Annotated in this window: 20 protein-coding genes; 14 read left to right on the top strand and 6 right to left on the bottom strand. The window is 73.4% G+C overall.

The window, feature by feature from the left end; genetic code table 11:
• Positions 1–236 precede the first annotated feature (236 nt).
• The 12 genes from ACF08D_RS28755 (at position 237) to ACF08D_RS28700 (ending at position 11447) form a co-directional block, all read left to right on the top strand.
• On the top strand, positions 237–1007 hold the full coding sequence (locus ACF08D_RS28755) for a GntR family transcriptional regulator (protein ID WP_392226694.1): 771 nt from the start codon (positions 237–239) through the stop codon (positions 1005–1007).
• A gap of 31 nt (positions 1008–1038) precedes the next feature.
• Positions 1039–1266: a ferredoxin family protein gene (locus tag ACF08D_RS28750; RefSeq protein WP_392226692.1), complete on the top strand. Its 228-nt coding sequence runs from the start codon at positions 1039–1041 to the stop codon at positions 1264–1266.
• A 35-nt stretch (positions 1267–1301) separates the two neighbouring features.
• Positions 1302–4031 (top strand): fumarate reductase/succinate dehydrogenase flavoprotein subunit, encoded by a 2730-nt coding sequence (locus tag ACF08D_RS28745; RefSeq protein ID WP_392226690.1) that lies wholly within the window; start codon positions 1302–1304, stop codon positions 4029–4031.
• Between the two features lie 276 nt (positions 4032–4307).
• A complete protein-coding gene (locus ACF08D_RS28740) occupies positions 4308–4601 on the top strand; it encodes a hypothetical protein (RefSeq protein WP_392226689.1) in 294 nt (97 codons plus the stop codon).
• A complete protein-coding gene (locus ACF08D_RS28735; RefSeq protein ID WP_392226687.1) occupies positions 4594–5370 on the top strand; it encodes a DUF2637 domain-containing protein in 777 nt (258 codons plus the stop codon). The genes ACF08D_RS28740 and ACF08D_RS28735 overlap by 8 nt, the downstream gene beginning before the upstream one ends.
• 189 nt (positions 5371–5559) lie before the next feature.
• A complete protein-coding gene (locus ACF08D_RS28730) occupies positions 5560–6669 on the top strand; it encodes an RICIN domain-containing protein (RefSeq protein WP_392226685.1) in 1110 nt (369 codons plus the stop codon).
• 135 nt (positions 6670–6804) lie between these two features.
• The gene (locus ACF08D_RS28725) at positions 6805–7290 is read left to right on the top strand and encodes an ATP-binding protein (protein WP_392226684.1); all 486 of its coding nucleotides are present in this window, start codon (positions 6805–6807) and stop codon (positions 7288–7290) included.
• A gap of 82 nt (positions 7291–7372) precedes the next feature.
• Positions 7373–7747 (top strand): STAS domain-containing protein, encoded by a 375-nt coding sequence (locus ACF08D_RS28720; RefSeq protein ID WP_392226682.1) that lies wholly within the window; start codon positions 7373–7375, stop codon positions 7745–7747.
• 159 nt (positions 7748–7906) lie between these two features.
• Positions 7907–8128, top strand: a complete 222-nt coding sequence (locus ACF08D_RS28715) for a helix-turn-helix domain-containing protein (RefSeq protein WP_392226680.1) — start codon at positions 7907–7909, stop codon at positions 8126–8128.
• Positions 8129–8270: 142 nt separating this feature from the next.
• Entirely contained in the window at positions 8271–9479 is a 1209-nt protein-coding gene (locus tag ACF08D_RS28710; protein ID WP_392226678.1) for a phosphatidylserine/phosphatidylglycerophosphate/cardiolipin synthase family protein, read from the top strand.
• 134 nt (positions 9480–9613) lie between these two features.
• Positions 9614–10462, top strand: a complete 849-nt coding sequence (locus ACF08D_RS28705; RefSeq protein ID WP_392226677.1) for an RNA polymerase sigma factor SigF — start codon at positions 9614–9616, stop codon at positions 10460–10462.
• Between the two features lie 22 nt (positions 10463–10484).
• Positions 10485–11447 (top strand): YihY/virulence factor BrkB family protein, encoded by a 963-nt coding sequence (locus ACF08D_RS28700; RefSeq protein ID WP_392226675.1) that lies wholly within the window; start codon positions 10485–10487, stop codon positions 11445–11447.
• Positions 11448–11476: 29 nt separating this feature from the next.
• On the opposite strand, the gene ACF08D_RS28695 is transcribed toward ACF08D_RS28700, so the two are convergent.
• From ACF08D_RS28695 to ACF08D_RS28685, 3 genes are all read right to left on the bottom strand, one after another.
• Positions 11477–11986, bottom strand: a complete 510-nt coding sequence (locus ACF08D_RS28695) for a MarR family winged helix-turn-helix transcriptional regulator (RefSeq protein ID WP_392226673.1) — start codon at positions 11984–11986, stop codon at positions 11477–11479.
• A 4-nt stretch (positions 11987–11990) separates the two neighbouring features.
• Positions 11991–14468: a GAF domain-containing SpoIIE family protein phosphatase gene (locus tag ACF08D_RS28690; RefSeq protein WP_392226671.1), complete on the bottom strand. Its 2478-nt coding sequence runs from the start codon at positions 14466–14468 to the stop codon at positions 11991–11993.
• Positions 14469–14538: 70 nt separating this feature from the next.
• Positions 14539–19134 carry a HAMP domain-containing protein gene (locus ACF08D_RS28685; protein ID WP_392226669.1) on the bottom strand — a complete coding sequence of 1532 codons (4596 nt, stop codon included), beginning with the start codon at positions 19132–19134 and terminating at the stop codon, positions 14539–14541.
• Between the two features lie 834 nt (positions 19135–19968).
• On the opposite strand from ACF08D_RS28685, the gene ACF08D_RS28680 reads away from it, so the two are divergent.
• Positions 19969–20718 (top strand): S1 family peptidase, encoded by a 750-nt coding sequence (locus ACF08D_RS28680; RefSeq protein WP_392226667.1) that lies wholly within the window; start codon positions 19969–19971, stop codon positions 20716–20718.
• 95 nt (positions 20719–20813) lie between these two features.
• On the opposite strand, the gene ACF08D_RS28675 is transcribed toward ACF08D_RS28680, so the two are convergent.
• A complete protein-coding gene (locus tag ACF08D_RS28675) occupies positions 20814–21359 on the bottom strand; it encodes a hypothetical protein (protein WP_392226666.1) in 546 nt (181 codons plus the stop codon).
• Positions 21356–22108: an alpha/beta fold hydrolase gene (locus tag ACF08D_RS28670; RefSeq protein ID WP_392226664.1), complete on the bottom strand. Its 753-nt coding sequence runs from the start codon at positions 22106–22108 to the stop codon at positions 21356–21358. The genes ACF08D_RS28675 and ACF08D_RS28670 overlap by 4 nt, the downstream gene beginning before the upstream one ends.
• Positions 22109–22317: 209 nt before the next feature.
• Here ACF08D_RS28670 and ACF08D_RS28665 point away from each other — a divergent pair, with 209 nt between their 5' ends.
• Entirely contained in the window at positions 22318–23481 is a 1164-nt protein-coding gene (locus ACF08D_RS28665; RefSeq protein WP_392226663.1) for a spore photoproduct lyase family protein, read from the top strand.
• Between the two features lie 25 nt (positions 23482–23506).
• Here the strand turns inward: ACF08D_RS28665 and ACF08D_RS28660 are convergent, their stop codons facing one another.
• Entirely contained in the window at positions 23507–24874 is a 1368-nt protein-coding gene (locus ACF08D_RS28660; protein WP_392226661.1) for a serine hydrolase domain-containing protein, read from the bottom strand.
• Positions 24875–25043: the final 169 nt, after the last annotated feature.

Below are 25043 nucleotides of genomic sequence, written 5' to 3'. Positions count from 1 at the left end.
GGCAACGAAATCCGGCCGCGTCAACGCGAGCAACGAGTCCGTCTCGTACCGTTCACAATCCCCGGCCCCACCGGACGGGCCCGCGCCCGCCACCACCGGCCCCGGCAGGCCGCCGCAGTGGCACAACTCCCCGCCTCCGGCACAAAAGCACAGGTCAGGCGGGTGTGTCTGGCGGTGGAAGTGGCGCAACACTGCGGCAACACCACCGGGGCCGGGCGCTCGGTAGGGTCCGGCACATGTCAGCCGAACGCATCCGTGAACCCACCGCCCCGGTCGCCGCCGCGCGGCGCCGGCGGCTGCGCGCGGACCGCGCCCGGCAGCTGGCCGACCTCCTCCGCCACCAGGCGCGCACCACCGGCTTCCCCGGGGGCGTCCTGCCGCTGGAGGACCGGCTCGGCGCCGACTACGGGGTCTCCCGCAACACCGTCCGCCAGGCGCTCGACCTGCTCCGCTCCCAGGGGCTGGTGGAACGGCGGCCCGGCGTGGGGACGGTCCTGGTGGCCGAGAAGTACCCCCACGGCCTCGACCGGCTCCAGGGGCTCGCCGAGACCCTGCGCGAGCACGGCGAGGTGACCAACGAGGTACGCACCGCCGGGCCCGTCCCGGCGCCCGCGCCGGTCGCCCGGCGGCTCGGCCTGCCGGAGCGGTCGGACGTGCTGTGCGTCGAGCGGCTGCGCAGGCTCGACGGACTGCCGCTCTCGCTGGACCTCACGTACATCCCGATGGACCTCGGGGCGACCCTGCTCGACTGCGACCTGGAACACCACGACGTGTTCCGCCTCCTGGAGCGCCTCACCGGCCGGGCGCTCGGCTCGGCCGACGTCACCCTGGAGGCCGTCAGCGCCGACGCCCACTCCGCCGCCGTCCTTCAGGCCCCGCGCGGCGCGGCCGTCCTGATGATGGAACGCCTCACCCGCCTGGACGACGGGCGGCCCGTGGACCTGGAGTTCATCCGCTTCCGCGGCGACCGCATCGCCATGAGCGGCCACCTGCGCCGCTCCCGCTGAACCCTCCCGTCCCCCTTCCCTGGAGACAGCCATGCCTCTCGTGCCCCAGCGTGCCGACGTGCCCGTGACCATCGACGAGTCGAAGTGCATCGACGGCTGCACCCTCTGCGTCGACATGTGCCCGCTCGACTCGCTCGCCATCGACCCGGACAGCGGCAAGGCCCACATGCACGTCGACGAGTGCTGGTACTGCGGCCCGTGCGCCGCCCGGTGCCCCACCGGCGCCGTCGAGGTCAACATGCCCTACCTGCTCCGCTGACGCCCCGCATTCCCGCCACCCGAGAGGCACCCACCATGGACATCCCCTCCCTCGCCGACGCCGAGGAGCTCTCCTGCGACGTCCTCGTCATCGGCGGCGGCACGGCCGGCACGATGGCGGCCCTGACCGCCGCCGAACACGGCGCGGACGTCCTGCTCCTGGAGAAGGCCCACGTCCGCCACTCCGGCGCCCTCGCCATGGGCATGGACGGCGTCAACAACGCCGTGATCCCCGGACGGGCCGAACCCGACGACTACGTCGCCGAGATCACCCGCGCCAACGACGGCGTCGTCGACCAGTCCACCGTCCGCCGGACCGCGACCCGCGGCCACGCCATGGTGCGCCGCCTGGAGTCGTACGGGGTGAAGTTCGAGAAGGACGAGCACGGCGACTACGCGGTGCGCCAGGTCCACCGCTCCGGCTCGTACGTCCTGCCCATGCCCGAGGGCAAGGACGTCAAGAAGGTCCTCTACCGGCAGCTGCGGCGGCGCGAGATGCGCGAACGCATCCGCATCGAGAACCGGGTCATGCCCGTCCGCGTCCTCACCGGGCCCGACGGCGGCGCGGTGGGCGCCGCCGGGTTCCACACCCGCACCGGCGCCTTCGTCACCGTACGCGCGGGCGCGGTGATCCTGGCGACCGGAGCGGCCGGCCGGCTCGGCCTGCCCGCCTCCGGCTACCTCTACGGCACCTACGAGAACCCCACCAACGCCGGGGACGGCTACGCCATGGCGTACCACGCCGGGGCCGAGCTGACCGGCATCGAGTGCTTCCAGATCAACCCGCTCATCAAGGACTACAACGGACCCGCCTGCGCCTATGTCGCCAACCCCTTCGGCGGCTACCAGGTCAACCGGCACGGCGAGCGGTTCGTCGACTCCGACTACTGGTCCGGCGCGATGATGGCCGAGTTCGCCGCGGAACTGGCCTCCGACCGGGGCCCGGTGTACCTCAAGCTGAGCCACCTCCCGGAGGAGTCCGTCACCGCGCTGGAGGACATCCTCCACACCACCGAACGCCCCACCCGGGGCACCTTCCACGCCGGCCGCGGGCACGACTACCGCACCCACGACGTCGAGATGCACATCTCCGAGATCGGCCTGTGCGGCGGCCACAGCGCCTCGGGCGTACGCGTCGACGACCACGCCCGCACCACCGTGCCCCGCCTGTACGCCGCCGGCGACCTGGCCTGCGTCCCGCACAACTACATGATCGGCGCCTTCGTCTTCGGCGACCTCGCCGGCGAGGACGCCGCCCGCTACCGCGCCCGCCCTGACCCGCTGCCCGCCGGCCAGGTCCGCGCCGCCCACGAGCTGGTCTACCGGCCGCTGCGCCACCCGGACGGGCCGCCGCAGCCCCAGGTCGAGTACAAGCTGCGCCGCTTCGTCAACGACTACGTCGCCCCGCCGAAGTCCGGAGCGCGGCTCTCGCTCGCCGTGGAGCACTTCGAGCGGATGCGCGGGGAGATCGACGCCATGGGCGCCACCACCCCGCACGAGCTGATGCGCTGCGCCGAGGTGGGCTTCATCCGCGACTGCGCCGAGATGGCGGCCCGCGCCTCCCTCGCCAGGACCGAGTCCCGCTGGGGCCTGTACCACGAGCGCACCGACCATCCGCGGCGCGACGACCACAACTGGCTGCACCACCTGGACCTGCGCAAGTCGCCGTCCGGCGGCATGGAGTTCACCGCCCGGCCCGTCGCCCCCTACCTGGTGCCCGTCGAGGGGTACGCCCCCGCCGGCGGACCCTCCCGGTACCTGGGCGAGGTCGCCCTGGAACCGGTGGCGACCGCGGGCCCGCGCGACGCGGCACCCGGCGGCGCCCGCACCGCGGCCACGGCCGCCCGCCCGGCCGGCGGCGCCGCCACCGGCACCTCGCCCCGCATCCTCGAACTGCTGGCGCTCACCGAGGACGAGCCCGGCCTCACCGCGCTGGAGCCCTACCTCGCGGACCCGGACCCCGCGGTGCGCCGCGCCGCCGTCACCACCCTCACCGAGACGCTGCCCGAAGGCACCGGGCCCGCCCTCGGCCGGGCGCTCAGCGACCCCGACGCGGCCGTCCGCCGGGCCGCCGCCGACTCGCTGCGCGAACTGGTCGAGACCCTGCGGCCCGAACCGGCCCTGCGGGACACCCTGGTGAGCGCCCTGGGCTCGGCCGACCCGCAGGTCCGCACGGCCGCCATAACCGTGCTGCGCATGCTCGGCCTGGGCGACGCCACGCTGTACGCCCCCGGCCTGGCCGACCCCGACCGGGCCGTACGCGTCGAGACGGTACGCGCCCTGGTGTCGGTCGACGCGGTGGCACCGCTCACCGGGGCGGCCGGCGACCCGGACCGCGAGGTGCGGGTGGCCGTGGCCAAGGGCCTCGCCGCGCTGACCGCGCCGGGGGCGGGCGGCGGCGTCCTCGACACCCTGGCGCGCCTGGCCCGTGACGGCGACGACCTGGTGCGCGGCGCGGCCCTGGGGGCGCTGGGCGCGGTGGGGGGCCTCCCGGCGGCCGTGGCGGCCACCGCTGTCGCCGCGCTGCGCGACGACGCCTGGCGGGCCCGTGCCGGAGCGGCGGCCGCACTCGGCGCGGCGGGCCCCGGCACCGCCGTCCCCGCCCTGGCCGGGGCGCTCGCCGACCCGCACGCCGACGTGCGCAGGGCGGCCGTCCTCGCCCTGCTCCGCCACCGCGAGGACGCCGCCGCCCGCGCCGCCCTCACGGCCGCCCGGGACGACCCGGACGCCGACGTCCGCGCGTACGCGGCCCGGGGGAGCGCGTGACGGGCGCCCGACCGCCGGACCGGCCCGTCGGATTCACTCGTACGCGCCCGCCCGCATTCCCGGAAGGGAAATTTCCTTTCCCTTCCGGGCGCGGGAGGGGCGATCGGCGGGAGGAAAAGGACAGATACGGAACGGCCCGGGCGGAAACGGCGGGACACTGTTCTGGGCACCACTCGCCAAAAGAACGATTAGCGGCGCACAAAGGCACCCGAATGCCGCAGGGCTGTCACTCCTGCGAAGCGCACCCGGATCAAGTTCCGTGGCGTTAGGGGGAACATGACCACAGCACAGGTGGGTTTCTCGTTCCCACGGGACGCCGCCGTTGGCGGCCGGTACGACCGGGCCGGGGCCATCCGGGCCGGCAAGTGGACCTTCACCCCGGGCTCTCCCGCGGCCGCCGGGGGAGGACGAGCCAGCCTCCGCCACGGGGCGGAGCGCGTCGATCTGTTCTACTCCTCCACCACCCTGGAGGATTTCCTGCGGACGCTGGGAAGAATTCAGGCGGAGTTCCATGCCGCTCAACCGGCCGCCGCACACACCGACTTCGCAGAACAGGCCCGTGATGTATGAGACGCCCAGCCGGTGCACCCCGCCGGGCGGCCAGGAACCGGAAGGCCCGTCCGTGTTCCCGGGCGACGCACCCCACCTCTCCTGGGACGAGGAACTGGCCACCCTCCTGCGGGAATCGGCCCCCTCCGGCCCCTGGGCCACCCCGGCGCCCACCCGGGGGGCGCCCTCCGAGCCGTACTCCGATCCGTATCCCGAGGACCGCCCGCCGGCGGAACCGGAACGGAACACCGCCGAACTGCCGCCGGTGCGCCACCCCACGCCGAGCCACCGCCGGGTGCGACCGCCGCGCAAACCTTTCATCAGCCTGCTGCGCACCGTCAGCATCCTCATCGCGGCACTCACCGCGGTCATCGTCTCCATGGTCAGCGTCTACGGCGGGATGGTCGCCTACGCCCCGCTGCTGCGCAACGCCACCCAGCCGGGCGCCTCCGCCGGTGTCGTCCGGTGGTGGCCCCTGCTGGTGTACGGCCCCTGGCTGGTGGCGTCCCTGTCCATCCTCCGGGCGGCCTTCCACCGGCGGCGCGCCACCCACTCCTGGTGCGCGGTCCTGCTGTTCTCGTCGCTCGCCGTCCTGCTGTGCGTCGCCCAGGCGCCGAGGACCCCGCTGGGCGCCACCGCGGCGGCGCTGCCCGCGGTGGCGGCGCTCGCCTGCTTCCAGCAGCTCGTCCGGCAGATCACCCTGACGCGGCCCCCGCGCCAGGCCGCCCCGCGCCACCGCAACGCCGCCCCTCCGCCCCGGCGCCCCACCCCGCCGGGGCCGCCCGGCTGACGCCACCCCCCGGATCCCCGCCACCTCATTACCTCGGCGCCCGACGGTCGTTGACCGCTTTCCGGTCAGAAAGTGGCCGGTCGGCCCGAACCCCTGGCACCCCCGCCCCGGACGGCCATAGTGGTACCGATCTCGAGAGGCGGCCGCGCCCGCGGCCGCCCCACCACCGGACCAGGGGGTTGTCCCGCCATGAGAACGTCCTCGCACACCGGCTTATCCAGGGCGCTGACGGTGATCGCCGCCGCGCTCTGCGTCGTCCTCGGCCTCGGGGCGCCCGCGGGGGCCGCCCACGGGGGCGGAACCGCACCGGCCCGGGCCGCCACCGGCGCCGAAGGCTCCGGTCCGGCCGGTCTCACCGGTCTCACCGGTCTCACGCTCACGTCCGTCAACAGCGGCCGCAATCTGGACGCGCAGAACGGCAACACCGGGGACGGGGTCTTCCTCGTCACCAACTCCGCGCCCGGGTACCACCAGAAGTGGAGCGCCCTCACCCAGCCCGACGGGTCGTTCACCCTCGTCAACGACACCACCGGCAAGTGCGCCGCGGTCGGCTTCCCGCTCCGGCAGCAGTCCTGCAACGGCACCGCGGCCCAGCGGTGGTACTTCCAGCCGGTACGCGGCACCACCGACGTCTTCATGATCCGCAACACCGGCGACAACAAGTGCGTCGACGTCGTCCTCGGCGCCCAGAACGACGACGCCTGGACCCAGACGTACGGCTGCAACGGCAGCAGGGCCCAGCAGTGGCGCGTACCCGCCGCGGCGGCGCCCGCCGCGCTCAAGGCCGCGGTGGACCACGCCTCGAAACGCTGCCAGAAGGACGCGTCCACCTGTTCCTGGACCAAGGGCACCCAGGCCCCGGCCGAGCCGCTGCCCAAGAGCTGCGTCTCCCCGGTCTGGTACAACGGCACCGGCGCGCCCGTGCCGTGGACGTTCACCCTCAACACCTCCACCGGCTGGTCCAGCCAGATGGGGGTGTCCTTCACCTCCGGGCTGGGCACCGGCGGGCCGAGCCCCGTCCAGACCAGCGTCAGCCTCACCATCTCCGGCCAGGTGAGCTACGACCTGCGCCAGGACCTCGGCAACAGCCTGACGATCACGGTCCCGGCCCGTCACTACGGATGGGTGGCGCTCTCGGAGCTGGCGACCAGGGTGACCGGTGAGTGGACCTTCGACGCGAACGGCTTCCCCTGGAAGGTGACCGACACCGTCACCGTCCCGCTGAAGAGCGACGACCAGGGCCGGGCCAGCATCTACCTGGCCCAGACCGGTCCCGAGTTCACCTCCTGCGCCGCCTGATCCACCGGGTGGGCGGGCCGCGCCCCTGCCTCCGGGCCGGCCCGCCCCTCCGCTTCCGTACCCGGCCTGATTGCGCAACGGGATACGGGGAAGGGGCAGCGGGAAGGAGACGGGAGCGTGAAGGGGGCACAGTGGATGCGTGGTGACAGCACGGCATCTCTGCGGGACGCGACCCGGGGCCGCGTGGACGAGCGGGACACGGACCGGGTCGAGGCGCCCGCGGCGACGCCCGCGCGGTCGGCGTCGGTGACGTACACCCGGCTCGACGACGCCATCGGGTCGGCGAGGGACTTCACCGCGGCGTTCCTGCGCGCCCGCGCGGGCGACGGGACGGCGGTGGGGCAGCGCACCGTGGAGAACGCCCGGCTGGTGGTCAGCGAACTGGTCACCAACGCGGTCCGCCACGCCCAGGGTCCCTGCACGGTCGACCTCCGCCTCGCGGACGGGCTGCTGGAGATCGTGGTCTCCGACACCCACGAGGCGGCCCCCGTGGCCCACGCCCCCGACCCGGGGCGCGTCGGCAAGCACGGGCTGGAGATCGTCCTCGCCCTGTGCCGGAGCCTGGACGTGGAGATGCTGTCCCCGGGGAAGCGGGTACGGGCGTCGCTGGTCGTGGAGTGAGCCGCGCGGCGGCACCGGAGGGACGCGGGGGACGGCGTACGTCCGCCGGGGCACTGAGCGCAGTGCCGAGGAGGGAGAGAAGATGGAGCAGGCAGGGGTCCGGGTACGGGTCGAGGTGCGCCCGGAGGGCGCCGGCGGGGCCGGGACCGGAACCGGGGTGGCCGTCGTGAGCGTCGGGGGCGAACTCGACTACGACGGGGTGGGACAGCTGGAGGAGGCGATCAGATCGGTACGGGACGAGGGCGTCCACCGCCTGGTGTTCGACCTGTCCGGGCTGACCTTCATGGACTCCTCGGGAGTCAACTCCTTCCTCCGGGCGCAGCGCGACGCCCAGGCCGGTGACGGCTGGGTGCGGCTGGCGGACCCGCAGTCCTCCGTGCTCCGGGTCATCGAACTGGTCGGCCTGGCCCAGGCCATCCCCCTCCACACCACGGTCGGCGAGGCCCTGGAGGCGTGAGCCCGGGCGCGGCCGTCCCCGGCGCGCGCCCCCCGTGGTTGCCTCGCCTATCGAATGTCGATAGATTTCCCCGGTGATCCTCGTCGCCGCCCCCAGCCCGCCCCACGCCCCCGACGCCGGGGAGTCCCGCACGGCGGTCGGCCCGCACGGAGTGCTCTGATGCCGATCGCCGTGGACATCGACGTGATGCTGGCCCGGCGGAAGATGTCCGTGGGAGAACTGGCCGCACGGGTCGGCATCACCCCCGCCAACCTGGCGGTCCTCAAGAACGGCCGCGCCAAGGCGGTACGATTCACCACCCTCGCCGCGCTCTGCGAGGCGCTCGACTGCCAGCCCGGCGACCTGCTGCGCTGGGAGGCGGACGACGCCACCGCCGGGTGACCCTGGAGCGCCCCCCGCGCGCCGCGGTCCGGCGGCGTGGAACCACCCCGAGCGGGAAAGCGGAGCACCGTCGGGGACCGGCCGCGCGGTACGGCCCCCGGCCCGACCCGTACACCCGAGCAGAAAGCCACAGGAGCCGGACATGAGTGTCGTCGATCCCACCAGACCTGCCGCCGTCGCGCCGCGGGGCAGCGTCCAGGAGGAGAAGCAGCGGCTGCGGCGGCGCCTGGAACGCCTCATCGGCGCCGCCGCGACCGAGGGCAACGAACTCCTCCGCCTGCGCAACGGCGACGAGATCTTCCCCGCCATGCTCCGCGCCATCCGCGGCGCCGAGCACACCATCGACATGATGACCTTCGTCTACTGGCGTGGGGAGATCGCCCGGGAGTTCGCCGCCGCCCTCGCCGACCGCGCCCGGGCCGGCGTACGCGTACGGCTGCTGCTCGACGGCTTCGGCGCCCGCCAGATAGAGAACGACCTGCTCGACGACATGGACGCCGCCGGCGTCCACATCGCCTGGTTCCGCAAGCCGCTGTGGCTGTCGCCGCTCAAGCAGAACCACCGCTGCCACCGCAAGGCCCTGATCGTCGACGAGCACACCGCCTTCACCGGCGGCGTCGGCATCGCCGAGGAGTGGTGCGGGGACGCCCGCAACCCGGGGGAGTGGCGCGACACCCACGTCCAGGTCCGCGGCCCCGCCGTCGACGGCATCGCCGCGGCCTTCGCGCAGAACTGGGCCGAGTGCCACACCGAGCTCTACGACGACCGCGACCGCTTCACCGAGCACACCCAGCACGGCGACGCCATCGTCCAGGTGGTCCGCGGCTCCGCCAGCATCGGCTGGCAGGACATGCAGACCCTCATCCGCGTGATGCTCACCTCCGCCCAGCGGCGCTTCCGCCTGGCCACCGCCTACTTCGCCCCCGACCAGTACTTCATCGACCTGCTCTGCGACACCGCCCGGCGCGGGGTCGCCGTCCAGATCCTGCTGCCCGGCCGGTACACCGACCAGCGCGCCTGCCAGCTCGCCGGCCAGCGCCACTACGAGCAGCTGCTCGCGGCCGGCGTCGAGATCCGCCAGTACCAGCCGACCATGATGCACGCCAAGGTCATCACCGTGGACGGGGTCGCCTCGCTGATCGGCTCCACCAACTTCAACCGCCGCTCCATGGACCACGACGAGGAGGTGATGCTCGCCGTCCTCGACGAGCACTTCACCGCCACCCTCGACGAGGACTTCGACCAGGACCTCACCCGCACCGAGCCGGTCACCCCGGGCCGCTGGAAGAACCGCTCCGCGCTCCACCGCCTCCTCGAACTCCTCGTCGCCCCCGTCCGCCGCTTCCTCTGACCCGGCGGGCCCGCTCACCCCGGCCGTGCACGCCGGGAAAATTGGTGTGCATGAGAATGGTGAAGCGGGGTAGGCGGCGATCACTGGGTTGCCAGTGATCAACGAGTGGTGCTCTTGCGGGAGGGGAAAAGGCGATGACGACCGCCGTGGCCGTGGGTGTGGAGACGCGTACCGGTGTCGAGGGCCTGCCGGAGGTGACCGCGCCGGAGAGCCTCGCGCCGAAGGACGCCCGGGCGCTGTCGCGGCTGTTCTTCGACAAGCTGGCGGTGCTGGAGGAGGGCACGCCGGAGTACCAGTACGCCCGCAACACCCTCATCGAGATGAACATGTCGCTGGTCCGCTATGCGGCCGGCCGGTTCCGCAGCCGCGGCGACCAGATGGAGGACATCGTCCAGGTCGGCATGATCGGCCTGATCAAGGCGATCGACCGGTTCGAGCTCTCCCGCGAGGTGGAGTTCCCCACCTTCGCCGTGCCGTACATCGTCGGCGAGATCAAGCGGTTCTTCCGTGACACCTCCTGGGCCGTGCATGTCCCGCGCCGCCTCCAGGAGGCCCGCGTCGAGCTGGCGAAGGCCACCGAGGAGCTGAGCACCCGCCTCGGCCGCACCCCGACCGTCCGGGAGCTGGCCGCCCTGATGAACCTCTCCGAGGACGAGGTCGTCGAGGCCCGGGTCGCCGCCAACGGCTACCACTCCAGCTCCCTCGACGCCGCTATCAACAGCGGCGAGGACGACGACGCCGCGCTCGCCGACTTCATCGGCGCGGAGGACCCCGGCATGGAACTGGTCGAGAACTTCCAGTCCCTCGCCCCGCTGATCGGCCGGCTCGACGACCGGGACCGCAGCATCCTCCACCTCCGCTTCGTCGAGGAGCTGACCCAGGCCCAGATCGGCGAGCGGCTCGGCGTCTCCCAGATGCACGTCTCCCGGCTGCTCTCCCGCATCCTGGCCCGGCTGCGCGACGGCATGCTCGCCACGGACTGACACCCCCACCGGCAGCACGGCCATGGGAACGGTCGTCCACGTACCCCAGACACGCGACATGCTCGGCGAGGAGCTGAGCGGCGACGAGGCCTTCGCCGCCCTGCGGCACTACGGCGGCCGCCGGCTGCTCGCCGACTCCTTCGCGCGCTTCCGCTACGCCGACGGATTCAGCTCCGCCCGCAGCCTGGGGTACCAAGTGGTGCTCGGCATCGTGCCGTTCACCATCGCGCTCGTCGGCATCGCCACCACCACCCACACGGAGGCGGTGGGCCGCGCGGTCGAACTGGCCCTCGCCGGGATCGTGCCCGGCCTCAGCGGCGACGTCGTGGGCCAGGTGCTCGCCGACACCCGGCGCAGCGCGGGCGACACCGCCGGCGCGGTCGCCATGTGGCTCGGCATGGGCTTCGCCGTCCTCAACCTGGCCTCCGCCATGGGCCAGATCGAGCGCGGCTGCAACCGGATCTACGGCATCGAGCGCGACCGGCCCTTCCCCGCGAAGTACGGCCGGGGCGTCCTCCTCGCCCTGTTCGCCGGCCTCCCGCTGGGCGGCGGCTTCCTCGCCATCGTCGCGGGCCCCGACATCGGACGGGCGGTGGTCCGCGCGGCGCACTGGCCCCCGTCCCTGCTCGGCTGGTGGGACGCCCTGCACCTCCCGGTGGGCATCGTCCTCGCCGCGCTGGCGTCCGCCGTGGTGTTCCGCTGGGCGCCCCGCCGCGACCAGCCGGGCTACACCTGGCTGGTCTTCGGATCGGGCGTCCACCTGGTGCTGTGGGTGGGCGCGACCGGCCTGCTCGCCCTGTACATCGAGGGCAGCGGGTCGTTCGGCGCCGTCTACGGCCCGCTGAGCGCCTTCGTCGCCCTGCTGCTGTGGGCCAATGTCACCGGGGTGGCGCTGTTCCTGGGCATCGCGTTCGCCGCCCAGCTCGAAGCCGCCCGCGCCGGCATCACCCGGGCCGTCCACCCCGACCCGGGCCCCGGCCCCTGACCCGGCCGCCCGGCGGCCCCGGCCGGTGCCTACCGGTCGGGCGCCGCCTCGAAACGTACCGCCGCCACACCCTCACGGCCCCCGGTCCGCTCGATCGCCCCGCGCAGCCCGCTCAGCCCCGCCGCCAGCGCCGAGCGCTGCACCGGCCGCATGGCCGAGACCACGTCGAGCAGCGCCGACTCGCGCCGGGCCCGCACGTCCCGCAGATGCCGCTCACCCCGGCCGGAGAGCCGCAGCTCCAGCTCGCGGCGGCTCGTCGCACTCGGCGAACGCTCGATCAGGCCCAGCGCCGCCAGCCGGTCGCACATCCGGCTCACCGAGGACGGCGCCGCCCCCAGGGCGTCGCCCAGGGCGCGGAGGTTCACCGGCGAGTCGCGGTCCAGGACGTACAGCACCCGCAACTGCGCGGAGGAGACGGGGGCGGCGGACGCCGGGCCCCGGCCCCGGTTCCAGAGCACGTCGAGCAGCTCGACGACCTCGCGGGCGGCGTGCGCCGCCGCCTCCCGGTCGGTGGACCCTCCCACCCGGCTCTCGCTCACCCGCTCACACCACCTCGATACCGATGAGACAGGTGTCGTCGTCCGTGTCCGACTTGCTGTGCGTCAGCAGGTCGTCGAGGCGCTGCTCCAGATGACTGCTCGGGATGCGGGCGTTCGTCAGCAGCTGCGCCAGCGAGTCCTGCACCGACTCGTCACGCCGCTCCACCAGCCCGTCGGTGTACATCAGCAGGGTGTCGCCCGGCTCCATGGCCAGCTCCTCCTCCTCGTACTCCGCCTCCGACAGCGCGCCGAGGAGAATGCCGCCCACCGTCCGCAGCGTGGTCGCCTTCCGGCCCCGGATCAGCACCGGAGGCAGATGGCCCGCCCGCGCCCACCGCAGCGTGCCCTTCTGCGGGTCGTACAGCCCGCACACCGCCGTCGCCGTCACCTGCTCGGTGAGGTAGTGCGCCACGGTGTTCAGCCACGACAGCAGCTGCGCCGGCCCGGCGCCGGTCACGGCCAGCCCGCGCATCGCGTTGCGCAGCACCACCATGCTCGTCGCCGCCTCGATGCCATGGCCCGCGACGTCCCCCACGCACAGCATCACCTGCTTCGACGGCAGCACCACCGCGTCGTACCAGTCCCCGCCCACCATCGACTCCGACTCGGCCGGCCGGTACCGCACCGCGATCTGGAGCCCCGGACTGTCCAGCGGCGGCTGGGTCGGCGGCATGATGGCGTGCTGCAACTGCAGGGTCAGCCGGTTGCGTTCGGCGGCCTGCTGCTCGGTCCGCGCCAGCCGGTCACGGGTCGCCGCCAGCGCCACCTCCGTCCAGTGCTGGGCGGAGATGTCCTGGTACGCGCCCCGCACGGCGAGCAGCTTGCGGTCGGCGCCCAGCACGGGCTCGGCGATCACCCGGATGTGCCGGGTGACCCCGTCCGAGCGCTGGAGACGGAACGCCGCCGACGCCGCGCGCCGGTGGTGCAGCACCGCCCGCAGGAAACGCCCGATCGACACCGCGTCGTCCGGGTGGGCGTGCGCCGCCAGCTCCGCCAGCGGCACCGGACGCGCGGTGTGCGGGCGGCCGTACAGGTCGTACAGCTGCTCGTTCCACATGATGTGGCCCGTCGCCACGTTCTCCTCGAAGCCGCCCATCCGGCCGAGCCGCTGGGCGTGCTGGAGCAGGTTCGCCAGGCGCGCCGCCTCGTCCTCCACCCGCCAGATCAGCAGCACACTGCTGCCGTGCCGGCTGGCGCTGATGTCGGCCACCGCCGTCAGCGGCACCTGGTCCACCAGGGCGGTCAGCGGCATCCCCCGCACCCGGAACGGCTCCCCGGTGGAGTACACCCGCTCGATCTTCTCGAACAGCTCGCTGCCCCCCACCGCCATGGGGTACGCCTCCAGCAGCAGCGCCCCGCCGATCGCGCCGCGCGGGCGCCCCGCCGGGTCCGCGAACCGCTCGTTGACGTGGTGGATGCGGAAGTCGGCGAGCCGCCCGTCGGGCCCCAGGAACGGCGTGAGCACCAGCGCCGGGTCGTACAGGCCCTCCGCCAGGTCCACCAGCTCCGACAGGTCCGGTGCGGCCCACCCGTCCGCCGGCGGGGCGGGCGCCGCGCCCGGCCGGCTCTCCAGGGTGTGGGCGCACAGCTCGGCCAGCGCCTCGATCTGCCGCTCGATCTGCGGCGGCTGCGGCTCCAGCGGGCCGGGCCAGCAGATCTCCAGGATGCCGTGGACCCGGCCCCCGGTCCCGGCCGGCACCGCCACCCGCCCCCCGCCCGGAGCGCGCGCCCAGCCGATGGACGGCAGCCCCGCCGCCGCCTGCGACACCGCCCGCACCGGCCGCCGCTCACTGAGCGCCTGCCGCGCCAGCGTCGCCACCCCGGGCGGTACGTAGCGCCAGCGGCCCGCCTCGTCGGCGGGGAACCCGGCGTGCCCGGCCAGCGTCAGCGACGCGTCCGCCCCGGCCGTCCACACCGCCACCGCGCCCGCCCCGAGCGGGGTGAGCGCGTGGTCCAGCAGCGACTCGGCCACCGCCTGGGTGTCGCCGGCGGCCAGCGCGCCGCTCTCCGCCGTACGCAGCCGTACGCCGACGGAGGCGCCGTCCTCGTCCCCGCCGGGCGCCGCGCCGCTGGTCCGCCGGACGAACCCGGTGGCGATGTCGGTGACATGGTCCCGCGCCGCCTGGTTGACGATGTCCGCGGCCAGTTCGAGCGGGGAGAGCCCCGACTCCTCGGCGAGCGCCGCCAGTTGCTGCGCCGCCGCCGCGGGGCCGCAGCGCAGCCGCTCGATCAGCACGCCCTTGGCCAGCTCGATCAGCGCCCGGCCGTCGGCCGCCGCCTGCGCGGCGCGGATCTCGCCGCGCAGCCGCTCCACGGTCGCCGCGAGCCGCCCGACCCCCGACGCGTCGGCGCCGGTGCCGGTGCCGGTGTCGGCGGGCGGCGCGGGGGAGGGGATCCGGGGCCGGGTGGGGGGAACGGACTCCGGCGACGCGTCCTCGAGGACGCGCGGCACGGAAGGTCCGGGAAAGTCGGGAGTGCTCATGGTGCTGCTGACTCCTCGGTCGGCGGGGTGGGGGGAGCGCCGGGCCCGCCACGGCCCGGCGGTGCGTGCCTCAGGAGGAGAGCCAGCGCCGGATGCAGGCGATGAGATCGTCGGCGTCCACCGGCTTGGTGACGTAGTCGCTCGCCCCGGAGGCCAGGCTCTTCTCCCGGTCGCCCGGCATGGCCTTCGCCGTCACCGCGATGATGGGCAGCCGCGCGTGCGCCGGGTCCTCGCGGATCGCCGACGTCGCCGCGTACCCGTCCATCTCCGGCATCATCACGTCCATCAGGATCAGGTCGACCTCCGGGTGGTCCGCCAGCGCCTCGATGCCCTTGCGCCCGTCCTCGGCGTGCAGCACCTCGATGCCGTGCAGCTCCAGGATGCCGCTGATGGCGTACAGATTGCGCGCGTCGTCGTCCACCACCAGCACGGTGCGCCCGGCCAGCGTGCTGTCGACGGGCGGCGAGGACGGCCGCCGCGCCTCCTCGGCCCGCACCAGGGGCAGCACGTCCCCCGGCTCCTCCGCCGACAGGTGCAGGGCGATCCGCTCGCGCAGCTCGTCCAGGCTGGAGATCAGCTCCAGCGGCCGGGCGTGCGACCGGGACTGCAGCCGCTCCTCCTGCGCCCGCTCCAGCCGGCGGCTGTTGTGCGCGAGGACGGGCACGGTCGTCACGGCCGCGTCGCCGTCCATGGCGTCCAGGAACCGGTTCGCCGCGTCCTCGGGCATGTCCAGCTCCAGGACGACACAGTGGAACGGCCCGTCGGCCAGGCTCTCCGCCGCCTCCTGGGCGCCCACCGCCGTGATGACCTCGACCTCGCCCATCCGCTTGGGCAGGTCGCCGCCGCCCGACAGGTCCGCCACCGCGCTCTCGGCGACCAGCGACAGCAGGCCCCTGCTGCGCTCCTCCACCACCAGCAGCCGCCGCTTCTGCCGGGGAGCCGGCGCCGGGCGGGCCGCCGGCAGCGCACCGGAGGCACCCGCGGCATCGATCGCCGCGGGCCGGGCCGGGCCCGAGGCCATGCTGACGATCTCCCAGTCGGTCCGGGTCACCGGCAGGTAGAGGGTGAAGGTGCTGCCCCGGCCCTGGACGCTCTCCGCGGTCACCGCGCCACCGAGCAGGTGGGCGATCTCCCGGCTGATGGACAGGCCCAGGCCCGTCCCCCCGTACTTGCGGCTGGTGGTCCCGTCCGCCTGCTGGAACGCGCCGAAGATGGCCTCCAGGTGCTGCTCCGGGATGCCGATGCCGGTGTCCTTGACCCGGAAGGCGACCACCGGACCGCTCCGGTGCACCGACGGGGGCAGCTCGCTCTCCGGCGCCATCTCGATCCGCAGCTCCACACTGCCGCGCTCGGTGAACTTCACCGCGTTCGACAGCAGGTTCCGCAGCACCTGGCGCAGCCGCGAGTCGTCGGTCAGCACGTCCGTCGCCACACCCGGGGCCGTGCTGATGGTGAAGTCGAGGTTCTTCTGCGTGGTCATGGGCCGGAACGTGGCCTCGACGTAGTCGAGGAGCTGGCGCAGCGCCACCACTTCCGGGTTGATGTCCATCTTGCCGGCCTCGACCTTCGACAGGTCGAGGATGTCGTTGATCAGCTGGAGCAGGTCCGAACCGGCCGAGTGGATGATCCCCGCGTACTCGACCTGCTTCGGGGTCAGGTTCCGCGTCGGGTTCTGCGCCAGCAACTGTGCCAGGATCAGCAGGCTGTTGAGCGGGGTGCGCAGCTCATGGCTCATGTTCGCCAGGAACTCCGACTTGTACTTCGAGGCCAGCGACAACTGCTGCGCCCGCGCCTCCAGTTCCTGGCGGGCCTGCTCGATCTCCAGGTTCTTCGTCTCGATGTCGCGGTTCTGCGCGGCCAGCAGCGCGGCCTTCTCCTCCAGCTCCGCGTTGGACCGCTGCAGCTCGTCCTGCTGCACCTGCAGCTCCTCGGAGCGGGCCTGCAGCTCCGCCGTCAGCCGCTGCGACTCGTCCAGCAGCTCGTCGGTACGGGCGTTGGCGACGATGGTGTTGACGTTGACGCCCAGGGTCTCCATCAACTGCTCCAGGAAGTCCCGGTGCACCGGAGTGAAGGCCGTGAACGAGGCCAGCTCGATCACTCCGAGGACCTGGTCCTCGACGACGATCGGCAGCACCACCAGGCTCGCCGGGGCGCCCCGGCCCAGCCCGGACGAGACGGTCACATAGTCGGCGGGCAGCTCGTCCACCGCGATCGTACGGCGGCTCCGCGCGGCCTGCCCGACCAGCGACTCACCCTGCCGGAAGCGGGCGCGCCCGCCGGAGCCGGCCGGACCGGCCGGACCGGCCGGGTAGCCGTAGGAGCCGACCAGCGTCAGCTCCGTCCCGCCGGCCGTGTCCTCGGCCAGGTAGAAGGCGCCGTACTGGGCCGACACCAGCGGCGTCAGCTCGTCCATCACCAGCTCCGCCACCACGGACAGGTCCCGGTGGCCCTGCATCAGGCTGGAGATGCGCGCCAGGTTGGACTTCAGCCAGTCCTGCTCCTGGTTGGCGAGCGTGGTCTCGCGCAGCGACTCCACCATGGAGTTGATGTTGTCCTTCAGCTCCGCCACCTCGCCGGAGGCGTCGACCGTGATGGAGCGGGTCAGGTCGCCCTCGGCGACCGCGCTGGCGACCTCGGCGATGGCACGCACCTGCCGGGTCAGGTTCCCGGCCAGCTCGTTGACGTTCTCGGTCAGGCGCTTCCACGTCCCCGACACGCCCTCGACCTCGGCCTGGCCGCCGAGCCGGCCCTCGCTGCCGACCTCGCGGGCGACGCGGGTCACCTCGGCGGCGAACGCGGAGAGCTGGTCGACCATCGTGTTGATGGTGGTCTTCAGCTCCAGGATCTCGCCGCGCGCGTCGACGTCGATCTTCTTGGACAGGTCGCCGTTGGCGACGGCGGTGGTGACGAGGGCGATGTTGCGGACCTGGTTGGTCAGGTTGTTCGCCATCGAGTTGACGTTGTCGGTGAGGTCCTTCCAGGTGCCCGCCACGTTGGGTACCCGGGCCTGGCCGCCGAGCATGCCCTCGGTGCCGACCTCGCGGGCGACGCGGGTCACCTCGTCGGCGAACGCGGACAGCGTGTCGACCATGGTGTTGATCACCCCGGCGAGCGCCGCGACCTCGCCCTTCGCCTCGACGGTGATCTTCTGCGAGAGGTCGCCGCGCGCCACCGCCGTGGCGACCTGGGCGATGGACCGCACCTGGCCCGTCAGATTGGACGCCATCACGTTGACGTTGTCGGTGAGGTCCTTCCAGGTGCCCGACACGCCCCGCACGGTCGCCTGCCCGCCGAGGTTGCCCTCGGTGCCGACCTCGCGGGCGACGCGGGTGACCTCGTCGGCGAACGCGGACAGCTGGTCGACCATCGTGTTGATGGTCTCCTTCAGCTCCAGGATCTCGCCGCGCGCGTCCACCCGGATCTTCTGCGACAGGTCGCCCTGGGCGACGGCGGTGGTGACCTCCGCGATGGACCGCACCTGGGCCGTCAGGTTGTCGGCCATCACGTTCACCGACTCGGTGAGGTCCTTCCAGGTGCCCGAGACGCCCTTGACGTCGGCCTGGCCGCCGAGCCGGCCCTCGGTGCCGACCTCGCGGGCGACGCGGGTGACCTCGTCGGCGAAGGCCGAGAGCTGGTCCACCATCGTGTTGATGGTGTTCTTCAGCTCCAGGATCTCGCCCCGGGCCGTGACCGTGATCTTCTGCGAGAGGTCGCCCTTGGCCACCGCCGTGGCGACCTGGGCGATGGACCGCACCTGGGCCGTGAGGTTTCCGGCCATGAAGTTGACCGAGTCGGTGAGGTCGCGCCAGGTGCCGGACACGCCCTTGACGTCGGCCTGTCCGCCCAGGATCCCCTCGGTGCCCACCTCGCGGGCCATCCGGGTCACCTCGTCGGCGAACGAGGAGAGCTGGTCGACCATCGTGTTGATGGTGTTCTTGAGTTCCAGGATCTCGCCGCGCGCGTTGACGGTGATCTTCTGCGAGAGGTCGCCCTGGGCGACGGCGGTGGTGACCTGGGCGATGTTGCGGACCTGGTCGGTGAGGTTTCCGGCCATGAAGTTCACCGAGTCGGTGAGGTCCCGCCAGACACCGCCGACCCCCGGCACCTCGGCCTGCCCGCCGAGCCGGCCCTCGCTGCCGACCTCGCGGGCGACGCGGGTGACCTCGTCGGCGAAGGCCGAGAGCTGGTCGACCATCGTGTTGACGGTGTCCTTCAGCTCCAGGATCTCGCCGCGGGCGTCCACGTCGATCTTCTGCGACAGGTCGCCCTTGGCCACCGCCGTGGCGACCTGGGCGATGTCCCGCACCTGGGTCGTCAGATTGCCGGCCATGGCGTTCACCGAGTCGGTGAGGTCGGCCCAGGTCCCCGACACCCCGGGCACCACCGCCTGACCGCCCAGCGTCCCCTCGGTGCCCACCTCGCGGGCCACCCGGGTCACTTCGGACGTGAACAGCGACAGCTGGTCGACCATGCCGTTGAAGACGGTGGCGATCTCGCCGATCAGCCCGTCTTCCTCGTCGGGCAGCCGGGTGCCGAAGTCGCCGTCGCGCACGGCGGTCAGCCCGGCCAGCAGCTGCCGCAGCTCGGACTCGCCCACCTTGCCGCCCCCGCGCGAGGGCCTCGACCGCGGTACGGCACGTGAGCCCTCGACCGCCGTCTCAGCCATGACCAACCTCGTTCCGCTCGTATGCCGCGACGAAGAGGCCGAACAGGCGCACACGCGGTGCTCCCGTCGGCCTCCTACACATTTTCGATACTCAAACGTTGCCGTACGACAAATATGGCGAAGGTTAACCCACCCGGCCGTAGCAGGGCAATCGACCCCGGTGTACCCTTCGCGCCACTCTGTCCGGAACGCGCGCCTTCCGGGGGAGGCTGGCCGCCCGGCGGTCCGGTGCGGTGTGGACGCCGTGTGGAAGCACGGTGAGGAGCTTAACCGCCTCTCCCTCACGGGCGTCACCAGGCCGGGCGGCGCTGTCCGAGGGGTCGGGAATCCGTCGGATGTCCGGCTTGACCAGGGGTCCTTGCGGCGGGGGCCGGTGTGTCCAGGAGGACCGGCGGTGCGCCGCGCCTTCCGGCGGAGATCTTCCATCCATACCGGCGGTTGTATATCCACGCCATGAGGTACGTCCTGAGGTACGCGGCGCCCCGGCGGCCGGGGCGCCCGGGTGGCGGGAGGGGGGCCGCCCGGAGGGGTCAGTGGCGGCCGGCCGTCCCAGCCGTCGGCCCCCCGCCGGGTCCGGGTCTCGGCGAGTGAGGTCAAACTACGCCTACTTGCACGCTTGTTGACGAAGCATCAGCCGGACCGGCCCGGCTCGGTAATTTCAGTCTTCAACCCCTTGCGGGGTCGGCGGCCCGTCTGCCAGATTCGCCCCCAGCCAAGAATGGCATGCACGCGACAGGGCCTACCCAGCCCTGGGTGTGCCGCCATCGCCGCATACCTATGCGGATGCTGTGTCCTCACCGAGGACGTTTCCACCCCCACACAATGGAGACGACCGTGCGAACAGCCAGACTGCTCCCCGCCCTCGCGGCAGCCGCCCTCGCCCTGCTGGGGCTCGCCCCCTACGCGGCGGCGCAGGCATCGTCCGCCCCGCCCGCACCCGCCGCCGTGTCCGCCGTGGCACCCGGCACCGAGGTGCAGCCGATCATCGGCGGCGGCCACGCCAACAACGCCCCCTGGGCGGCCCGCCTCTTCTCCAACGGCCGCCAGACGTGCAGCGCCTCGATCATCGCCCCCAACTGGATACTCACCGCCAAGCACTGCGTCTCCGGCGGCGGGCTCTCCTTCCGGATCGGCAGCCTCGACCAGAACACCGGCGGCACGGTCGCCAATGGCGTCAGCGTCCACAACCACGCCACCTCGGACCTCTCCCTCGTCCGGCTCGACCGCTCCGTGCAGGGCACCTACGCCCGCCTCGGCCAGCCGGGCTCCGTCTCGGTCAACCAGACCGTGCAGGTGTACGGCTGGGGCGCGACCAGCCAGTGCGGCTCCGAGGCCAACTGCCAGTCCCGCTACCTGAAGGTCGCCGACGTGATCGTCACCGGCGGCTGCCGCGACGCCTACGGCGGCTCGGCGATCTGCGCCCGCCGGGGCAACGGCATCACCGCGGGCGGCGACTCGGGCGGCCCGATGATGGCCAACGGCATCCAGGTGGGCGTCGCCTCCACGAGCGACCGCCAGACCACCACCGCGTACACCAATGTGACGGCGTACCGCTCCTGGATCCAGAGCGTCGCCGGAGTCTGACCGGCACGTGCCTGCATCACGGCGCGTCCCGGCCGGCCCGCCCGTACGCCACGGGGCCCTCCACCGCATCGCGGAGGAGGGCCCCGTCCGGATCCTCAGCCCTGCTTCCCGCCGGCCTCGCGCCCGTCACCGGTGCCCCCGTCCGCGTCCCGCGCCGAACCCCGCCGGGCCCGGGTCACCGCCAGGACGCTCCCCGCGACCGCGATCAGCGCGATCGCCAGGGCGATGCTGATCCCGCCCTCGGTGTCCCAGTACACGTCCTCCAGACTGATCAGCAGCGCGGCCTCGTCCACCACCAGCGCCAGCCCCACCCCGTACGCCAGCCCCAACCAGGCGCGCGCCCGCGCCGAGCGCTCGACCAGCCCCGCCGCGCCCACCCCGGCGAGCAGCAGGATGCCCCAGACGTAGTGGTGCAGATGCACCCCGCCGGCCTGGACGTCCCCGACCCCCGCCACGTCGATGTGGATGAGCCAGGTCAGCAGGCGCATCCCGCAGAAGGTCAGCGCGAACCCCCACCAGGCCAGGACGAAGCCCCGCCGCTCGGGGGAGATGCCCGGCAGCAGGCGCAGCCACGGCGACGGACGCTCGGCGCGCTCCACCCGTGTCGAGCCGGACGGCCCCGGTGGCCTCGTGGCCGTCATGCGCGGCCTCCCGCACCGAACTCCTCGATCAGGGCGGCCACCGCGCCGGGCGCGCTGTAGTGCGCCGCGTGCGCGGCGCCGCCGACCTCGGCCGCCCGCCCGTCGCCGACGATGCCCGCCACCCGCCGGGTCCACGCCCGGGTGGCGATCGTGTCACCGCTGCCCCGCACCACCAGCGTCGGCGCGGCGACCCGGGCCAGATGCCCCTCGAACGACTCGGCCGCGTCCCGCAGCGCGTGGCGGAACGACGCGGCGAACCGCAGCGGCCCCGTCACCAGGTAGTCCGCCGCCGCCACGGCGAGCAGCCCGAGCGGCTCGCGTGGCGCGTCCGCCAGCAGCCTCCCGCACTGCCGCCAGCCGCCCGCCCCCGGCTCCAGCGCGGGCCCGAGCAGGACGACACGTCCCACCAGACCGGGGTGCCGGGCCGCGAAGGCCGCGACCACCTGGCACCCGACCGAATTCGCCACCAGCAGGCTCGGCCCCAGGGCCAGCTCCCGGTGCCAGCGGCGCAGCGCGCCGGCCACCTCCGTCACCCGGGGCGCCCGGCGGACGGCCGACCGGGAGCGCACATTGCCCGGCAGATCCGGTACGAAGACGGTCGCCCCGCCCGCCGCGAGCCGCCGTGCCAGGGGGACGAAGTACCGCCCCGAGAGGCCCAGCCCGTGCACCAGCACCACGTTCGGCCGGCCCGGGCGCGGAGGGGGCCCGAACCTGCGGGTGAAGAGTCCCGCGTGTGTCCAATGTTCCATCCGTCCACCCTCCCCGCTCCACCCCGCTCCATGCCCACCCGCCACTCCCGCCCCAGCGATCCCTTTCTCCCCGTCCCGGCAGGTCTCGTAGGGTGGGGACCGGGGGCAGGACGACGGACGGCGGAGCAGCGATGGCCACCACCCAGCCCCCGGGCCACGGCCCCGGCACAGGTATCGGGACAGGCATCGGGGACGAGCGGGGTGGTCACATGGCTGCCGACGACGAGCCGGACGGGCTCTTTCCGCTCGACGAGGTGCGCACCGGGCCACCGCCCCGCGACACCGGTCGGCCCTCGTTCCGTGCCTCGCCCGAGGCGCGCCGCATGCTCGACGTGCGCGAGATCCACGCCGAGCCGGCAGCCGCCGCGTCCCCGCGCGGCCGGCAGATCATCGCCGCCTTCCCCGGCGCCGAGATCGTGCCCGTGGACTCCCACTGGCGCATCCCGCACCTGCACGGCAACGAGGGCAACGCCGAGCGCTGGGTCCGCGTCAAGCGCACGGTCCTGGTACTGGGCGAGAAGAAGACCCTCACCGTACGGCCCAACGGACGCTCCGCCGACTGGATCGCCCCGGCCGCGGCGAACGGCTGCGCCATGGCCTGCGCGTACTGCTACGTCCCCCGGCGCAAGGGCTACGCCAACCCCATCACCGTCTTCACCAACATCGACCGTCTCGTCGCCCGGCTGCGCCGCCACATCACCGAGCAGGGCCCCAAGCGCGAGCCGAACCAGTGCGACCCCGCCGCCTGGGTGTACGACATCGGAGAGAACAACGACTGCTCGGTCGACGCCCTGATCAGCGACAACACCGCCGACCTCATCCACGCCTTCACCCGCTGGCCGACCGCCAAGGCGTCCTTCGCCACCAAGTTCGTCAACCCCGACCTGCTGCGGCTCGACCCGCGCGGACGCACCCGCGTCCGGTTCTCCGTCATGCCACCCGAGGACTCGCGGCTCCTCGACATCCGCACCAGCCCGGTCGAGCAACGCATCGCCGCCGCCCCGGACTTCCTCGAAGCCGGGTACGAGGTGCACTTCAACCTGTCACCGGTCGTCGTCCGGCCCGGCTGGGAGCAGGCGTGGGCGGAGCTGCTCACCCACATGGACGACGTCCTGCCGCGGCCGGTCAAGGACCAGGCCGCGGCAGAAGTGATCATGCTGACGCACAACCAGGACCTGCACGACGTCAACCTGCGGTGGCACCCGCGGGCCGAGGGGACCCTCTGGCGCCCGGAGATCCAGCAGGCCAAACGCTCCGAGAACGGCGCCATGAACGTCCGCTACCGCAACGCCACCAAGGCCGCCGCGGTGGAGACCGTCCGCGACCTGGTGGCGCGGCACGCCCCCTGGCTGACCATCCGGTACGCCTTCTGAACCGGGCCCCTCGGCCCCCGTGGGCTCAGCGGCGCTCGGGCAGATCCGCCTCGGCCGGCCGCTGCACCGCGGACGCACGCTTCGCAGCGCCGGACACCGCCGCGGCCTGCGCCGGCTTCCCGCAGAACGCCGCCTCCAGCGTCCCGCCCAGCGCCGTGTTGGCCGCGCCCCGGTTCGAGGTGTTCGCCATGGCGGCCAGGCTCCGCCCGCCGTCGCGGGTGGCGAAGGCGTACGTGTAGTAGCCCTGGACCGTGCCGGTGTGCCCGTACACCCGCGTCCCGCAGGAGAGGTCGTAGCGGCGCAGCCCCAGCCCGTAGAACCGGGTACGGGCGCTGTCCACCGGGGTGACCGTCGTCATCGCGTCCATCATGCGGGGCGACAGCAGCCGGCCGCGCATCAGCGCCGTCATGAAGGTGGTGAGGTCCGCCGGGTTCGAGATGACCGCCCCCGCCGACTGCGCCCACGACAGGGTCTGCTCGGTGGAGTCCACCAGCGGAGCGCCCGCCTCGTCCGGGTGCAGGTACCCCCGCACATGGAGGCCCGCGATCCGGGTGCGCGGGTGCACGTACGAGGTGTCGCGCAGCCCGAGCGGCCGGATCACCCGCCGCTCGTAGGCGTGGGCCACCGGCTTCCCCGTGGCCTTCTCGATGAGCATCCCCACCACCACGAAGTTGGCGTTGGAGTAGCTGTACGCCGCCCCCGGCTCGTTGGTGGGCGGCTTGCTCAGGGACAGGTCCACCAGCTCCCGGTGGCTGAACACCCGGTTCCGCACGGCCTCGAAGCCCGGCACCGTCCGGGCGAACATCTCCTCCGTGTAGTCCGGCAGGCCGCTGCGGTGGGTCAGCAGGTGCCGCACCGTGATCCGGTCGTCCGGCAGCAGCCCCGGGAGGTACCGGTTCACCGGCGCGTCGAGCCGGATCCGCCCCTCGTCCACCAGCTGGAGCAGCACCACGGCGGAGAACGTCTTGCTGACGCTGCCGATCCGGAACCGCGCCCGGGTGTCCATCGGCGCCCCCGAGACACGGTCACGGACGCCCACGGTCCGGGTGCGTGTCCCGTCGGGGCCGGTCAGGCGGGCCATCGCGCCGGGCGCCCCCTGCGCGGTCGCGGCCCTGAGCGCCGCGACCACGCCCTCCATGTCGGGCGCGGGAGCGGATGCGACGGGAGCGGGGGTGGCGGTGGCGGGGGTGATGGTCGCGGGAGCGGCGTGGGCGGCGGTGGCGGGTGCGACGGAGCCCACCAGCGCGGCGACGAGTGCGACGCCCGCCGCGAGTGCGGTGCGCGTTCGCGTGCCCGAGTGAGCGCGGGCGCGTACGGAGGCGCGTACAGGCGCGGGTACGGACGCGCGGACAGAGGCGCGTACGGAGGGACGTCGGTGCGGCGACGTGGTCATCTGCGGTCCTTCACAGGGAAGTTGGGTGAGGTGGGGGGGAGTGCGGGGAGGTGAACGGGGAGCGGTCCCCGTTCAGTAGCCATGAGTCCCAACGCGCCCCGGCGGTTCCCGACACGGAGCGACCCGAGCCCGTACGGGTGCGAGCGTGTCGCCGGCGGGCCACGGCGGG

The sequence above is a fragment of the Streptomyces sp. NPDC015131 genome (genome assembly GCF_043079975.1).
GTDB lineage: Bacteria > Actinomycetota > Actinomycetes > Streptomycetales > Streptomycetaceae > Streptomyces.
The sequence above is the reverse complement of the archived record's forward strand: the minus strand, read 5'-3'. Positions and strand labels throughout refer to the sequence as shown.